The sequence below is a fragment of the Wocania ichthyoenteri Th78 genome (assembly GCF_000789235.1).
Taxonomy (GTDB): domain Bacteria; phylum Bacteroidota; class Bacteroidia; order Flavobacteriales; family Flavobacteriaceae; genus Wocania_A; species Wocania_A ichthyoenteri.
The window spans coordinates 2200785-2215173 of the sequence record NZ_KN525716.1; the positions used below are offsets into that span (position 1 = coordinate 2200785).

14 protein-coding genes and 1 tRNA gene are annotated in these 14389 nt (G+C 32.0%); 7 read left to right on the plus strand and 8 right to left on the minus strand.

Annotated elements, in window-relative coordinates; genetic code table 11:
• Positions 1 to 101 precede the first annotated feature (101 nt).
• From nosZ to RG22_RS09640, 3 genes are read right to left on the minus strand one after another with little or no spacing between them, the layout of a single operon-like run.
• A complete protein-coding gene (gene nosZ, locus RG22_RS09630) occupies positions 102 to 2069 on the minus strand; it encodes a Sec-dependent nitrous-oxide reductase (RefSeq protein ID WP_052143694.1) in 1968 nt (655 codons plus the stop codon).
• Between the two features lie 27 nt (positions 2070 to 2096).
• Positions 2097 to 2672, minus strand: coding sequence for a fasciclin domain-containing protein (locus RG22_RS09635; RefSeq protein WP_034042799.1), 576 nt, complete (start codon positions 2670 to 2672; stop codon positions 2097 to 2099).
• Positions 2673 to 2695: 23 nt separating this feature from the next.
• Positions 2696 to 3199 carry a c-type cytochrome gene (locus RG22_RS09640; protein WP_034042800.1) on the minus strand — a complete coding sequence of 168 codons (504 nt, stop codon included), beginning with the start codon at positions 3197 to 3199 and terminating at the stop codon, positions 2696 to 2698.
• Between the two features lie 120 nt (positions 3200 to 3319).
• Here RG22_RS09640 and RG22_RS09645 point away from each other — a divergent pair, with 120 nt between their 5' ends.
• A complete protein-coding gene (locus RG22_RS09645; RefSeq protein ID WP_244462139.1) occupies positions 3320 to 3676 on the plus strand; it encodes an RrF2 family transcriptional regulator in 357 nt (118 codons plus the stop codon).
• A 75-nt stretch (positions 3677 to 3751) separates the two neighbouring features.
• Here RG22_RS09645 and RG22_RS09650 read toward each other — a convergent pair whose 3' ends face one another.
• Positions 3752 to 4276 (minus strand): hypothetical protein, encoded by a 525-nt coding sequence (locus RG22_RS09650; protein ID WP_034042801.1) that lies wholly within the window; start codon positions 4274 to 4276, stop codon positions 3752 to 3754.
• Positions 4277 to 4442: 166 nt separating this feature from the next.
• Here RG22_RS09650 and RG22_RS09655 point away from each other — a divergent pair, with 166 nt between their 5' ends.
• Positions 4443 to 7187: a 2-oxoglutarate dehydrogenase E1 component gene (locus tag RG22_RS09655; RefSeq protein WP_034042803.1), complete on the plus strand. Its 2745-nt coding sequence runs from the start codon at positions 4443 to 4445 to the stop codon at positions 7185 to 7187.
• Between the two features lie 43 nt (positions 7188 to 7230).
• Positions 7231 to 8442 carry a 2-oxoglutarate dehydrogenase complex dihydrolipoyllysine-residue succinyltransferase gene (gene odhB / locus RG22_RS09660; protein ID WP_034042805.1) on the plus strand — a complete coding sequence of 404 codons (1212 nt, stop codon included), beginning with the start codon at positions 7231 to 7233 and terminating at the stop codon, positions 8440 to 8442.
• 61 nt (positions 8443 to 8503) lie between these two features.
• Here the strand turns inward: odhB and RG22_RS17635 are convergent, their stop codons facing one another.
• From RG22_RS17635 to RG22_RS09680, 4 genes are all read right to left on the minus strand, one after another.
• Complete coding sequence (locus tag RG22_RS17635) at positions 8504 to 9406, minus strand: IS3 family transposase (protein ID WP_204244199.1); 903 nt, start codon at positions 9404 to 9406, stop codon at positions 8504 to 8506.
• Positions 9370 to 9804, minus strand: coding sequence for a transposase (locus RG22_RS17990; protein WP_034040217.1), 435 nt, complete (start codon positions 9802 to 9804; stop codon positions 9370 to 9372). Before RG22_RS17990 ends, RG22_RS17635 begins: the two co-directional genes overlap by 37 nt.
• Positions 9805 to 10329: 525 nt before the next feature.
• A complete protein-coding gene (locus RG22_RS09675; protein ID WP_034042806.1) occupies positions 10330 to 10962 on the minus strand; it encodes a response regulator in 633 nt (210 codons plus the stop codon).
• A gap of 65 nt (positions 10963 to 11027) precedes the next feature.
• A complete protein-coding gene (locus RG22_RS09680) occupies positions 11028 to 11468 on the minus strand; it encodes a retropepsin-like aspartic protease (RefSeq protein WP_034042810.1) in 441 nt (146 codons plus the stop codon).
• Positions 11469 to 11553: 85 nt separating this feature from the next.
• Here RG22_RS09680 and RG22_RS09685 point away from each other — a divergent pair, with 85 nt between their 5' ends.
• The 4 genes from RG22_RS09685 to RG22_RS09700 all read left to right on the plus strand — a co-directional run bounded on the left by RG22_RS09685 (position 11554) and on the right by RG22_RS09700 (position 14375).
• Complete coding sequence (locus RG22_RS09685; protein WP_034042811.1) at positions 11554 to 12321, plus strand: TatD family hydrolase; 768 nt, start codon at positions 11554 to 11556, stop codon at positions 12319 to 12321.
• 5 nt (positions 12322 to 12326) lie between these two features.
• Positions 12327 to 13358, plus strand: a complete 1032-nt coding sequence (locus RG22_RS09690; RefSeq protein WP_034042814.1) for an asparaginase — start codon at positions 12327 to 12329, stop codon at positions 13356 to 13358.
• Between the two features lie 77 nt (positions 13359 to 13435).
• A tRNA-Ser gene (locus RG22_RS09695) sits at positions 13436 to 13523 on the plus strand.
• Between the two features lie 75 nt (positions 13524 to 13598).
• Positions 13599 to 14375, plus strand: a complete 777-nt coding sequence (locus RG22_RS09700) for a MotA/TolQ/ExbB proton channel family protein (protein ID WP_034042815.1) — start codon at positions 13599 to 13601, stop codon at positions 14373 to 14375.
• Positions 14376 to 14389 lie beyond the last annotated feature (14 nt).

Sequence of the window (14389 nt, forward strand, 5' to 3'; positions counted from 1 at the left end):
TGAAATTTTTAGCGTTTTAAAAAGAAAGGCGAGAGCGAAATATCAACTCTCGCCTTGTATAGAGAAATAAACACTAAAACAAAATTCCTCTAACTTTTTTATTATTCAATATCTTCACCCATTGACCATTTTAATGGTGTGTTACTATTTGCAGGAGATACTCTAATATAGCCTTGCATTTCTTGATGTAACGCAGAGCAGAAATCTGTACAGTAAAATGGCCATACACCAACTTTGGTAGGCTTCCAAACAGATGTTTTAGTTTGTCCAGGCATAATTAATAATTCAGATGTGTTTTGTCCAAGTACTGCAAATCCGTGAGGTACATCAAAATCTTGTTCTAAATTAGTAACGTGGAAATATACTTTGTCACCAATTTTTATACCTTCAATGTTATCTGGAGAGAAATGGCTTCTAATAGTCGTCATATAAATATGAACTTCGTTTCCTTTTCTAACCACTTTAGTATCATCATCTGTAAAAGCTGCATAAGGATGTTTGTTATCTTCTAAATTATATATTTTTTGAGAACGTTCTTTAATTAAATCTGCTCGCATTGCTGCTGCATAATGAGGCTCTCCGTGTGTAGGGAAATCTAAAAGCAACTCCATTTTGTCTCCAGAAATATCATATAACTGTGCAGAGTGTTCTAATTCTGGACCCGTTGGCAAGTATCTGTCTTTTGTGATTTTATTCATTGCAAACATGTATTTGCCTTGTGGTTTTCCAGAGTTTCCTCCAGGAATTGTTAAGTGACCAACAGAGTAAAAGGTTGGTTGTCTATCAATGACTTCCCAAGTACCTAATTTCCATTTTACAACTTCAGAAGAAATAAAGAATGTCGTGTAAGCATTTCCTTTTCCATCAAATTCTGTATGTAATGGACCTAAACCTGGTTGCTCAACAGAACCTGCTAAAACATCTTCAAAATTTAAAATTGGAATACCATAAGCTTCACCATCAAATTTATCACCTTCAATTGCAGCTAGCATTTTAGTGAATGAGTGTACAGTTAAATTAGCAGAAAGTTTACCATTACCAACAATGTATTCTCCAGAAGGATCCACATCGCAACCATGTGGTGATTTTGGTGTTGGTAAGAAATATACAGCTCCGGGAACATCTATTGGATTAACAACACGTACTTCTTTTTTCATAGTAGAAGTTGCAGTATGTGTATGCTCATCATATACATTGTGTGCATAATCTGCTGGCATCATTGTGCCACCACCATTATTTACGTATTCTTCAATTTTTTTCCAGTTTATAGCTGCAATAAAATCTTTATCGTTTTGAGAAGCATTAACTTCTAATAAAGTACTTGCTTCTTCTGTATTATATGTTGTAAAGAAGAACCAACCATGAGATTTTCCTCTTCCAGGATGTGATAAATCATAGTTAAAACCAGGCATTAAAACTTGGAATTTTATAGCCATGTTTCCAGTTTCTGGAGCTACACTAATAAATGATAGCGCCCCTTGAAAATTACCTTTGTAATCTTTAATTGGCATATCACGTTGTGGAATTGGTACAGAAAAACGTGTACCTGCAACTACATACTCTGTATTTTCAGTTACAAAAGAAGAACTGTGATTACCTGCACTGTTTGGTACTTCGATAATTTCAGTTGTTTCAAATGTTTTTAAATCTATTTTAGCAATTCGTGGTGTATTATTTTCATTTATAAAAATGAAACGCCCATCAATTTCACCTGCAGTTTGTGAAATATCTGGATGGTGAGAATCTCCCCAAGGAATAAATCCATGTGAGGTATTTAGCATAGGTTTTGTTTCTTCAGAATATCCATAGCCAGAGGTTGGAAACTGTGAAAACACAGGAATTTCCTTAAACATTCTACCAGATGGTAATCCGTAAACGGTTAAGTTGCCACTATAACCTCCTGATATAAAAGCGTAAAATTCGTCATGCTCTCCAGGAGCTACATATACTTTTTCCGCAATATTGCTTGCTAAGGCACCAGATTTACCTGATTTCCCTGAATTATTACAACTTGTAAATGCTACTAAAACACTTAAAATTGCTAGGGTTGATTTTAATATATTTTTCATGTTATATAAATTTAATTAGTGTTTTTATTATTCAGTTGGTGGTAGTAAAACCTTATCGATAACGTGTACAATACCATTTCCTGCTTTTACACTTCCTAGTATTTTTGCTCCACCAATTAAAGGTTCGCCATCTACAACTTCTACTTTAACATAACCATTATTAGCTTGTCCTAGTTTTTTAAATTTCTTTAAAAAGTCTTTCGAATAGTTTCCAGGGGTTACATGATACTTTAAAATATTTGCTAAAGCATCCTTGTTTTCTGCTTTTAATAGATTTTCAACAGTACCTTTTGGCAATGCGTCGAAAGCGGCATTAGTTGGTGCAAAAACCATCAAAGGACCTGCATTTACTAAAGCATTTTCTAATTGTGCAGCTTGTACCGCAGCAACTAAAGTTGTATGGTCTTTAGAGCCAATGGCAATACTTAAAACAGTGGGTTTGCTTTCATCGTCTTTAATAAAAGCTTGTCCAGTTCTTTCTGTCGATTCATTTTCAGTCGCAGTAACTGTAGAGGTCGTTGAGTCTTTTTTGGTTTCATTTTTACAAGAGCAAATTAATGCTACAAAAGCAAAAAGAAAGAATAGTTGTTTAATAGTTTTCATTGGTTATTTTTTAGTTATGATGCTTATTTTAGAGTTCTAAAATATTCTAATACAGCTCTAGCATCTTCTTCTGATAGATTTTGATTTGCCATTGGAGAACCATTAAATTCTATTAAAAGCTCTTTTGCTAAAGGGTCTTTTTGAGTCATTTCTTCTGGGTTTAAAATCATGTTCATAACCCATTCTGGAGCTCTACGATCTAAAATGTTTTTTGGAGCTGGACCAATAAATTTTTTATCTGCTCTGTGGCAAGCTGTACACATTTTTTTAAATACATCTGCCCCATGAATTACCATTTTTTGGTCTACTTCAGTACCTAATGTTACAGACTTAATCGGACCAACACCTTTGTTGGTTAAGTCGATTCTTTTTGATGCTGGAACTTTTTCAGCTTTTTTTGGTGTAGTTTGTTCTGTTGGAGCTTTTTTTTGATAAGAGAATCCTTCTTTCTTTTTTTCTTCTTTGCCTCCACAACTTAAAAGTAGTGTTACAAATAAGGCAGTCATTAATTTTAGTGTTGTTTTCATATATATATTCAATTTAGGCTACAAAATTACAATCAAACAAGGGAGTAAAATATGATAAAAATCATATTTCGGATAAAAACATCTTTTTTGTGTCTAAATGAATTTTTTTATATTTAAAAAATGTTATCAAACTCATCAAAATATGCCATCAAATCTGTTTTATTTTTAGCTTTATGTTCAAGCGAAAACAATAAAATAATGGTAAAAGATATTTCTAAGCCCATTAATGTACCGCAAGCCTATGTTGCTAAATTGTTACAACAATTAGTTAAGGAAGGTGTTATATCCTCTACAAGAGGGCCAAAAGGTGGGTTTTACTTAAATGAGAGTAATAAAAGCAAACCAATTATTCGTATTTTGAATATAATTGATGGCGAAAAGCGACTTACTAGTTGTATGATAAGTTTAGAAAAATGTAATGAAAACATGCCATGTCCGTTACACAATATACTTAGTCCGTCTAGAAAAAAATATTAAAATTTTTAAAAGAAAAAACTATTAAAGAGTTGGCTTTAGATGTTAAAACAGGAAGTTCTTATTTGCCTTTGTAATTTAAAAATAAAACCTTACAAAAGGTATCCAAGCATCTGCATAAATGCTCTTATCAGAATCATATAAAACATCGTATCTAATACCAAAAGTTATATTGCCACTTCTGTAACCAGCACCAATAAATAAAGCAGGGACCCAATAGTTTTCCTTGTCTAAATTCAAATTAACATCGTAGGTTCTGTTTACGTTAAGTTCTTCTAACTCTACTGATAGTTGTAATTCATTTATAACATTAAATAATCCAATTAAGCTACCACCTAAAATGGTTGACTTGTAAGCTCTTTTTTGATTATTGAATGTGGCATTAAGTCCAATACCTAAGGCTAAACTTTTATCAAACTCATAAACAGCGCTTGGGGCAAGAGTACCACTAAAATAACCATCTCCAAAACTTAAGCCAACACCACCGCCATATCTAACTTGATTCCAAAAATTATTAGTTTTCTGCTGTGCAATTATAACATTAGCTGTTATAAAAAAGCATAAGAAAATTAAACTAGATTTTTTATTTTTAAATGAATGCATAATTCATGTAAAATTAGAAATAATCAAAAACTTAATACTAAACAACGACTTATTTTTTAAACAGTTAATAATTACTTATAAATATAGTAAAAGAAACACCTAATTTTAGTAAAAGTTGTATTTTTGAAAAATATTTTGACGAACCTTTACGGTATTAAAAATAATAATGGATAAATTTTCATTTTTAAACGCAGCACATACAGCATATTTTGCTGATTTATACGACCAATATTTACAAAATCCAGACACGGTAGAACCTAGTTGGAGAGCATTCTTTCAAGGGTATGATTTTGGTACAGAGAATTACGGATTAGAAGGCGAAATTATAGAAGGTGTTTCTACCCAAATTCCAGAGTATGTTCAAAAAGAATTCCAAGTTGTTAGGCTAATTGATGGCTACAGAATGCGAGGGCACTTGTTTACTAAAACTAACCCTGTTAGAGATCGCCGTACATACTCGCCTACTTTAGAGTTAAATAATTTTAATCTGTCTGAAAGTGACTTAGATACGGTTTTTAACGCAGGTGAAATTTTAGGAATTGGGGCTAAAACTTTACGTGAAATTATCACACATTTAGATAATATTTATTGTAGTTCTATTGGTGTAGAGTACATGTATTTGCGTAATCCTGAGGTTATTAAATGGTGGCAAGATCAATTAAATAAAAATGATAATCAGCCTAATTTCTCAGCAAAAACTAAAAAATATATACTTTCAAAATTAAATCAAGCCGTTACTTTCGAAAACTTTTTGCAAACCAAATATGTGGGGCAAAAACGTTTTTCTTTAGAAGGTGGAGAATCTTTAATCCCAGCTATAAGCAATATGCTTTTTTATGCCGTTGAAAAATATGGTGTAAAAGAATGTGTTTTAGGTATGGCACACCGTGGGCGATTAAGTACACTTGTAAATATATTTAGAAAACCAATGAATGAGCTTTTTAGTGAGTTTGATGGAAAAGATTTTGAAGACGAAAACATTGATGGAGATGTAAAATATCACTTAGGATTAACACTTGATAAAACTTACCAAAACGGAAAGAATATCAAGATGAATTTAGTGCCAAATCCATCACATTTAGAAACCGTTGCATCAGTTGCTGAAGGTATTACAAGAGCAAAAATAGATTCTGATTATGAAGGAGATGATTCTAAAATAATTCCAATAATTGTACACGGAGATGCCGCAATTGCTGGACAAGGTATTGTGTACGAAGTGGCTCAAATGAGTCAACTAAATGGCTATAAAACAGGAGGTACTGTGCATATTGTTGTAAATAACCAAATAGGTTTTACAACTAATTATTTAGATGCACGATCAAGCACTTATTGTACCGATGTTGCAAAGGTAACGCTATCGCCAGTTTTACACGTAAATGCTGATGATGCTGAAGCCGTTGTGCATGCCGTAGAAATGGCTTTAGATTATAGAATGCGTTATAAAAAAGACGTATATATAGATTTATTAGGATATAGAAAATATGGGCATAATGAAGGTGATGAACCTAGATTTACACAGCCTAAACTATATAAGAATATATCGAAGCATCAAAATCCGTTTAAAATTTATTCTGATAAACTGATTGCAGAAAACACAATTGATAAAGCATATTTAGATCAAATAGTTTCAGATTTTAAAGACACTTTAGAAAGCCAATATACAAAATCAAAAGAAGCAGAATCATCTAAAGTAAGAGAGTTTATGCAAGAACGTTGGACAGCGTTTGAGCGTCAAGGATTAGATGCGATGCTCGAATTAGTTGAAACAAATTATCCAAAAGAAAAGTTAGAACATATATCAAAAGTCGTTTCAACAGTGCCAAAAGGTGTTAAGTTTTTACGTAAAGCAGAACGCATTTTAGATGGTAGAGCAAAAATGGTTTTTGAAACCGATACGCTAGATTGGGGAATGGCAGAGACTTTGGCTTATGGTAGTTTGATGGAAGAAGGTTTTAATGTGCGTATTTCTGGACAAGATGTAGAGCGAGGTACGTTTAGTCATCGTCACGCTATTTTAAGAGACGAAATATCTGAAGAGCGTATAAATCTTTTAAATATAAACCCAGAAAGCAAAGGTAAAATGGATATTTATAATTCATTTTTATCTGAATATGGTGTGTTAGGTTTCGATTATGGGTATGCTATGGCAAACCCAAATACATTAACCATTTGGGAAGCACAATTTGGAGATTTTAGTAATGGAGCTCAAATTATTTTCGATCAATATTTATCGGCAGCAGAAGATAAATGGAAATCACAAAATGGGATAGTTGTATTGTTACCACATGGTTACGAAGGACAAGGATCTGAGCATTCATCGGCAAGAATAGAACGTTATTTACAGTTATGTGGTGAAGATAATATGATAGTTGCAGACTGTACAACACCTGCAAATTTCTTCCATTTATTGCGTCGTCAAATGAAACGTGATTTTAGAAAACCTTTAATTGTATTTACACCAAAAAGCTTATTACGTCATCCCAAAGCGGTTTCATCTATAAAAGATTTATCAACAGGAGCTTTTGAAGAAGTTATAGACGATACAGTAAATCCAAAAAATATAAAAAAATTAGTATTCTGTACAGGTAAATTCTATTACGATTTATTAGCTGAAAGAGAAAAACTAAATAATGATACTGTGGCATTAGTGAGAATAGAACAATTATTCCCATTGCATTTAGAAAAAATTCAACAAGCAATTAATCGTTATCCAAACGTTGAAAATTATGTTTGGGCACAAGAAGAACCTAAGAATATGGGAGCTTGGAGTTATATTATGCAACGTATGGATTTGGTTAAGCTAGAAGTTTGTTCAAGACCATACAATTCTGTTCCAGCACCAGGGTCTAGTACTCGAGATAAAAGAAGACAACAACGTGTTATAAACGCTGTTTTCAATATAGAAAATTAAAAATGATATTTATAAAATTCATATACAATTAAAATTATAGAGCATGATTTTAGAAATGAAAGTACCATCACCAGGGGAATCTATTACAGAAGTAGAAATAGCAACATGGTTAGTTGAAGATGGCGATTATGTAGAAAAAGACCAAGCTATTGCTGAGGTAGATAGTGATAAAGCAACTCTGGAGTTGCCAGCTGAAGCTAGCGGAACAATTACGCTTAAAGCGGAAGAAGGTGATGCCGTTGCGGTTGGAGCAGTAGTATGTTTAATTGATACTAGTGCTGAAAAACCAGAAGGTGGGGCAGATGTAAAAGAAAGTAAAAAGGAAGATACACCAAAAACCGAAGCGCCAAAAGCTAAGGAGACTGAGGCTAAAACATATGCTACAGGAACGGCAAGTCCCGCAGCTAAAAAGATTTTAGCTGAAAAAGATATGGATGCTTCATCAATTTCTGGAACAGGAAAAGATGGTAGAGTAACTAAAGATGATGCTGTAAATGCAGTACCAAGTATGGGAACACCTACAGGTGGAAGCAGAGGAACATCACGTAGTAAAATGTCTATGCTGCGCAGAAAAGTAGCAGAGCGTTTAGTTGAAGCTAAAAACACAACAGCCATGTTAACTACTTTTAATGAAGTAGATATGTCACCTATTTTTGCATTACGTTCAGAATATAAAGAAACGTTTAAAGCAAAGCATGGTGTTGGTTTAGGGTTTATGAGTTTCTTTACTTTGGCTGTAGTTAGAGCATTAAAAATGTATCCTGCAGTGAATTCAATGATTGATGGCAAAGAAATGATTTCTTACGATTTTTGTGATATTAGTATTGCAGTGTCTGGGCCTAAAGGTCTAATGGTTCCTGTAATGCGTAATGTAGAAAATTTAAGTTTTAGAGGTGTTGAATCTGAAGTAAAACGATTAGCTATTCGTGCTCGCGACGGACAAATTACTGTTGACGAAATGACAGGAGGAACATTTACTATCTCTAATGGAGGTGTTTTTGGAAGCATGCTATCTACACCAATAATTAACCCGCCGCAAAGTGGTATTTTAGGGATGCATAATATTGTGGAGCGCCCTGTTGCTATTGATGGTAAAGTTGAAATTCGTCCAATTATGTATGTGGCGCTATCATACGATCATAGAATTATAGATGGCAAAGAATCTGTTGGATTTTTAGTAGCTGTAAAAGAAGCTTTAGAAAATCCAATTGAATTATTAATGGATAACGATATTAAAAAAGCATTAGAATTGTAATAACAAATTTTGTCTAGTCCTAAATAATCGATACAGATTAATAAAGGATTAAATTTATAAATTAAACCTGAACAATATTACTATTGTTCAGGTTTTTTGATTTATATCGTTTTGGTTTTAAAGTGTTTTGTTGATGCATTTGTATTGGAGTTAACATGTTGTTAGACCAATGCGGTCTTTTTTTATTGTAAATTTTTATTGCATTTTTAATTAAAATGATCCTTAGCTTTAAATCCACATTGTGTTTCGCTATACCAAATTCTTGTTTTAAAATACCATTTATACGTTCTGCGATAGCATTTTCATAAGGATCATATTGTTCAGTCATACTTGGTTTTATAAAGTTATCTTTTAGTTTTTCTTGATAGTCATCAGAACAGTATTGTAAACCTCTATCAGAATGATGAATCAAACCTTTTTGTTTATATTTTCTGTTTTTAATAGCCATTTCCAAAGCTAATATAGAACCAGATGCATTTAAACTGTTAGATACATTATACCCTACAATCTTCTTAGAATAAGCATCTGTAACCAAAGCGAGATAAGATGGATTTTTTCTGTTTCCTGTGTATGTGATATCACTAACCCAAACTTGTTCTGGTTTTTTAATTTCTAAAGTACTTATTAAGTTTTTGTGTTTTCTAAAACGATGATGTGAGTCTGTTGTAACATGATAACTTCGTTTTGGTTTTATAAGTAAATGGTTTGCTCTTAGTATTCTAAAGAGTTTATCTCTACCAATATTTAAAGCTGTTAATTGTGTTTTCAGTATATGATAAAGCTTTCGAGTTCCAAGATTTGGCATGGATATGCGAACGGATTGCACTAGTGCTATTACTTTTTGGGCAACACTTTGTTTTTGTCTTTTGGATTGTATCGACCTATAGTAAACCTGTCTATCAATCCCGAGTAAATAACAGGTAGAAACTACTGTTTCTTTGTGGGCTTCTTTGAAGCGGTCAATAACTCGGGATTGTAATTTTTTCTAACATCAATATTATATTCCTTTTCGACCATATCAACCATCATATCAAAAAGAATCACTTTTTTATCTGCGCGTTCTGCTAGATATTCAGCTCTTGCTTTCTGCTTTTCTAATAGTTTTACTTGCTGTTCTAATTCTAAAATACGTTGCTCGGGAGTTGTAGACATACTGGTGGAGATTTGTTCTTGCCAGTCAAAGTTACCATATTTTTTTAACCATCTGGTAATGGTCGAACCAGCTTGAATGCCATATTTGTCACGTGCTTGGCTTCTAGTTAGAAATCCTTGCTCTATTTCTTGGACAACTTCTAGTTTAAAAGAAAGGGAGTAATCTTTTTGGGTACGCTTAACGTAACCTGTGTTTTCTGATGTTTTCATTACACTAAAGTTTTAGTGTATCGCTATTTCAGGACGGGACAACATAATAATAAAAAAAAGGAGCTACCAATATTGGTAGCTCCTTTTTTTTCAATAATAACTTTTCTAAAGACAAACTAAAAAAAAGCAACAAGTATATTAATTGAAATAATGATAAGAACTAAAATAATTAATCCTACTGCAAAGTATTTGTCAAGACTGTTGTTTTTTTCCATTTTTGTATATATAAAAGTAGGTTTGAGGTTATATTAATCCTTAATTGAAGACTCTGCATTTAAAAACACAGAGCCCTCATAAAATTCTCCCTAATAAGAATTAATTAATAGCACTGTAAAAGTATAGTATAGAGTTGATTTAAAAAATACGTACTTCTACGTATTTTTACATAAAGATTGTTTTATAAACAAAGAAAGCTCTAAATCATTACAATTTAGAGCCTTCAATAATTCTCCCTAAGAACTAATTAATAGCACTGTAAAGGTATGTTATAGAGTTGATAAAAAAAATACGTACTTCTACGTATTTTTATAAAAACCCTTTGTTTAAATTTGCCCAAATTGAAAGTGAAGTAGGTTTATTGTCTAATCCTAATTTTGAAACAATATTACTTCTGTGTTTATCTACAGTTCTTATAGATATTGTAAGTTCTTCAGCAATATCGTTACTTGTTTTGTTTTCAGAAATAAGCTTAACTATTTTAAGTTCAGATTTACTTAGTAACTCTAAACCTTTAGGCTTTTGTTCTAAATTATTATGGTTTAAATAAGATGCAATTTCTTCACTAAAATAAGATTTGTTATTTACAACATGGGCAATGCAAATTTCAATTTCTTCAACAGCAAATTCTTTTAAAATATAGCCGTAAACGCCAAATTCAATAGCTTTATCATAAATGGCTTCTTCTTTATCAAAGGTTATTAATATTACTTTAGTGGTGAGATTGTTTTTTTTACAAGCTTCAGCAATTTCTAATCCCGTTTTATGAGGCATCCTTATATCTAAAATAGCAATTTCTGGTTTTAATTTTACTATAAGATTATAGGCAGTATTACCATCTTGGGCACTACCAACAATATTAAAACCTTTTGAGGTTAAAAAATCGGATAAGCCTCTTAACATAAGCGGATGGTCGTCCGCAATTACAATGCTATTGTTCATTAATTATTAGGGATTATTTTGCTATGTAATTACAGTATAAATGTAATAATTATAATTGTGTATTGTTATATTTTTAGATATAAATATTTCTTTTCGTAATCAATTATTGCTTTTGCCTTTTTTAAAATATCTGCGCCAATAATGCCATCAACAGGTTTTGAGTTATGTTTAACGAGCGCATCGTTTACATGAGAAAGGTTAAATAAAACTAAAACAATTTTATTATGTTTCCATTTACCTATTTTTACCTTATTCTTTTTAGCCATTTTAGTATCCATATCTGTGGCACCAGCACCTGCAGCTTTAACTAAAGAGTCTTCGGCTAGTAGATTAAAATTTTCAACAGCCTCAAAACCTAAGCAAGAACTAGAAGCTCCTGTGTCTAAAATAAAAAGCCCTTTCACATCGTTTATAGTTGCTTTAACCTCAAAATGATTTGTTTTAGTTAGCTTCAATTTTACTTTTGTATAGCCTTTATCTAGTAGAAATTGTTGATGAGTTTGCATCTAATTTAGTTTTAAACAAAGATAGTCCTATAAAACAATTATTTTTACAAAATAGTATGGACATTCATTTTAAAAACCTTAAAGTTTGATAATTACAGATACACATACCCATTTATATAGTGAGGCTTTTGATGAAGATAGAGATGATATAATTACTCGCGCTATAAAACAAGGGGTTACCCGTTTTTTTATACCGGCCATAGATTCTACGTATACAGAATCTATGTTTCAACTTGAAAAAGATTATCCAGATTATGTGTTTTTAATGACGGGATTGCACCCTACACATGTAAAAGATGATTATAAAGACGAGTTAAACCATGTTGAAGAGTTACTTACAAGAAAATCATTTTATGCTATTGGTGAAATAGGTATTGATTTGTATTGGGATAAAACGACTTTAGAAATTCAAAAGAAAGCTTTTAAACACCAAATTAAACTTGCAAAACAATATAAATTACCAATTGTTATTCATTGTCGCGACGCTTTTAATGAAATATTTGAAGTACTTGAAGAAGAGAAGAGCGATGATTTATTCGGAGTTTTTCATTGTTTTACTGGAACATTAGAACAAGCACATCAAGCTATATCTTATAACATGAAATTAGGTATTGGTGGAGTAGCTACTTTTAAGAATGGGAAAATAGATCAATTTTTAAATCAAATCGATTTAAGCCACATTGTATTGGAAACTGATTCACCCTATTTAGCACCAGTGCCATTTAGAGGCAAACGAAATGAAAGCGGTTATATAATTAAAGTGTTAGAAAAATTATCCTATATATATAATAGGAGTGAAGAAGACATAGCAAAAATTACAACCGAAAATTCAAAAGCTATTTTTAAAATTTAAAAACTATGGGAAACACTAAACCTAACATATTACTTATATATACAGGCGGTACCATAGGTATGGTGAAAGATTTTAAAACAGGTGCACTTCGAGCTTTCGACTTTAAAAATCTTTTAAAACGTATTCCAGAATTAAATCTGTTAGATTGTAATATAGATACCGTGTCGTTTAAAGAACCTATAGATTCTAGTAATATGAATCCTAAATATTGGATTCAAATTGCAGAATTAATTGAAAAAAATTATGGGAACAATGATGGATTTGTGGTGTTGCACGGAAGCGATACCATGAGTTATACCGCATCAGCATTAAGTTTTATGTTAGAAAATTTAGCAAAGCCGGTGGTGTTTACGGGGTCTCAACTTCCCATTGGGGATTTACGGACAGATGCCAAAGAAAATTTAATAACAGCTGTTCAAGTAGCATCGTTGCAATATCGAAAAAAACCAGCTATTAAAGAAGTCTGTTTGTATTTTGAATATAAATTGTATCGTGCCAATAGAACCACAAAAATTAATGCAGAACATTTTGAAGCTTTTGCTTCTTTAAATTATCCAGATTTAGCAGAATCTGGAGTGCATTTAAAAGTGAATAAGGAGTATTTATTTAAACCTAATTTGAAGAAAAAGTTAGTAGTTCATAAAAATTTAGATAAAAATATAGCACTCATAAAGTTGTTCCCAGGAATTTCAGAAACTGTATTGCAAAGTGTTTTTAATACGCCTAATTTAAAAGGTGTTATTTTAGAAACCTACGGAGCAGGTAATTGTACAACTGAAACTTGGTTTATAAATTTGCTTAAAACAGCTATTAAAAAAGGGATACATATTATTAATGTAACACAATGTTCTGGCGGAAGTGTTATCATGGGGCATTACGAAACCAGTAATCAGTTAAAAAAAATAGGTGTTATCTCAGGAAAAGACATCACAACTGAGGCAGCAATACCTAAATTGATGTATTTGTTAGGTGAAAATATTTCAGGTAAAGCCTTTAAAATCAGCTACGAAACAGACTTGAGAGGAGAAATATCTTAAAATTAACTGTTAAAATTTTAACAGCTTATTTTTTTTTTGTTATTTGAGCCACCGTAATTAAAAGTATTGTAAAATACAGAGAGGTGGCCGAGTGGCTTAAGGCGCACGCTTGGAAAGCGTGTATGCGTTAATAGCGTATCGAGGGTTCGAATCCCTTCCTCTCTGCTGTTATTTTTTGTTTTTAATTACTTTATTTTTTATATCTTTAACACTTTAACTAATAAAATTAAGATCGAGAACATGAAAAGATTATTTTCTATCCTAGCCATTACAGGAATGATGGCTTTCGGAACTGTTAATGCAACTACAAATGCAAACGCAACTACAGCAACAGCAACTACTGTAGCAAGTATGACACAAGAGCAAGATGCAGCACCTGCTGAAGAACTTGGATTTCATCAAGAACTAAAAAAGAGGTTCGTTGAAGGAGGTCCAGGATTTATGGGTATTGTATTATTATGTTTAATTTTAGGTTTAGCAATTGCTATCGAGAGAATTATCTTTTTAAACCTTTCTACAACAAACACAAAAAAATTAACTCAAAATGTTGAGGATGCATTAGCATCTGGTGGAGTTGAAGCAGCAAAAGAAGTTTGTAGAAATACAAAAGGACCTATTGCTTCTATATTCTATCAAGGATTAGATAGAACAGACGAAGGTATTGAAGCTGCTGAAAAAGCTGTTGTGGCTTACGGTGGTGTTCAAATGGGACAGTTAGAGAAAAACGTTTCTTGGATTTCTTTATTTATTGCACTAGCTCCAATGCTTGGTTTCATGGGTACGGTAATTGGTATGATTCAAGCCTTCGATAAAATTGAAGCTGCTGGAGATATGAATCCTTCATTAGTAGCCGGTGGTATTAAAGTAGCACTTTTAACAACGGTATTTGGTTTAGTTGTGGCAATTATACTTCAAATTTTTTACAATTATATTATTGCAAAAATTGATAGCATTGTTAACGATATGGAAGATGCTTCTATTACGTTAATGGATATGCTAATAAGACAAAAAAAGTAATAATTTAAAATTGT

Coding starts and splice junctions, on each gene's coding strand:
- nosZ (WP_052143694.1), bottom strand. CDS start 2,069: ATGAAAAATATATTAAAATCAACCCTAGCAATTTTAAGTGTTTTAGTA.
- RG22_RS09635 (WP_034042799.1), bottom strand. CDS start 2,672: ATGAAAACTATTAAACAACTATTCTTTCTTTTTGCTTTTGTAGCATTA.
- RG22_RS09640 (WP_034042800.1), bottom strand. CDS start 3,199: ATGAAAACAACACTAAAATTAATGACTGCCTTATTTGTAACACTACTT.
- RG22_RS09645 (WP_244462139.1), top strand. CDS start 3,320: ATGTTATCAAACTCATCAAAATATGCCATCAAATCTGTTTTATTTTTA.
- RG22_RS09650 (WP_034042801.1), bottom strand. CDS start 4,276: ATGCATTCATTTAAAAATAAAAAATCTAGTTTAATTTTCTTATGCTTT.
- RG22_RS09655 (WP_034042803.1), top strand. CDS start 4,443: ATGGATAAATTTTCATTTTTAAACGCAGCACATACAGCATATTTTGCT.
- odhB (WP_034042805.1), top strand. CDS start 7,231: ATGATTTTAGAAATGAAAGTACCATCACCAGGGGAATCTATTACAGAA.
- RG22_RS17990 (WP_034040217.1), bottom strand. CDS start 9,804: ATGAAAACATCAGAAAACACAGGTTACGTTAAGCGTACCCAAAAAGAT.
- RG22_RS09675 (WP_034042806.1), bottom strand. CDS start 10,962: ATGAACAATAGCATTGTAATTGCGGACGACCATCCGCTTATGTTAAGA.
- RG22_RS09680 (WP_034042810.1), bottom strand. CDS start 11,468: ATGCAAACTCATCAACAATTTCTACTAGATAAAGGCTATACAAAAGTA.
- RG22_RS09690 (WP_034042814.1), top strand. CDS start 12,327: ATGGGAAACACTAAACCTAACATATTACTTATATATACAGGCGGTACC.
- RG22_RS09700 (WP_034042815.1), top strand. CDS start 13,599: ATGAAAAGATTATTTTCTATCCTAGCCATTACAGGAATGATGGCTTTC.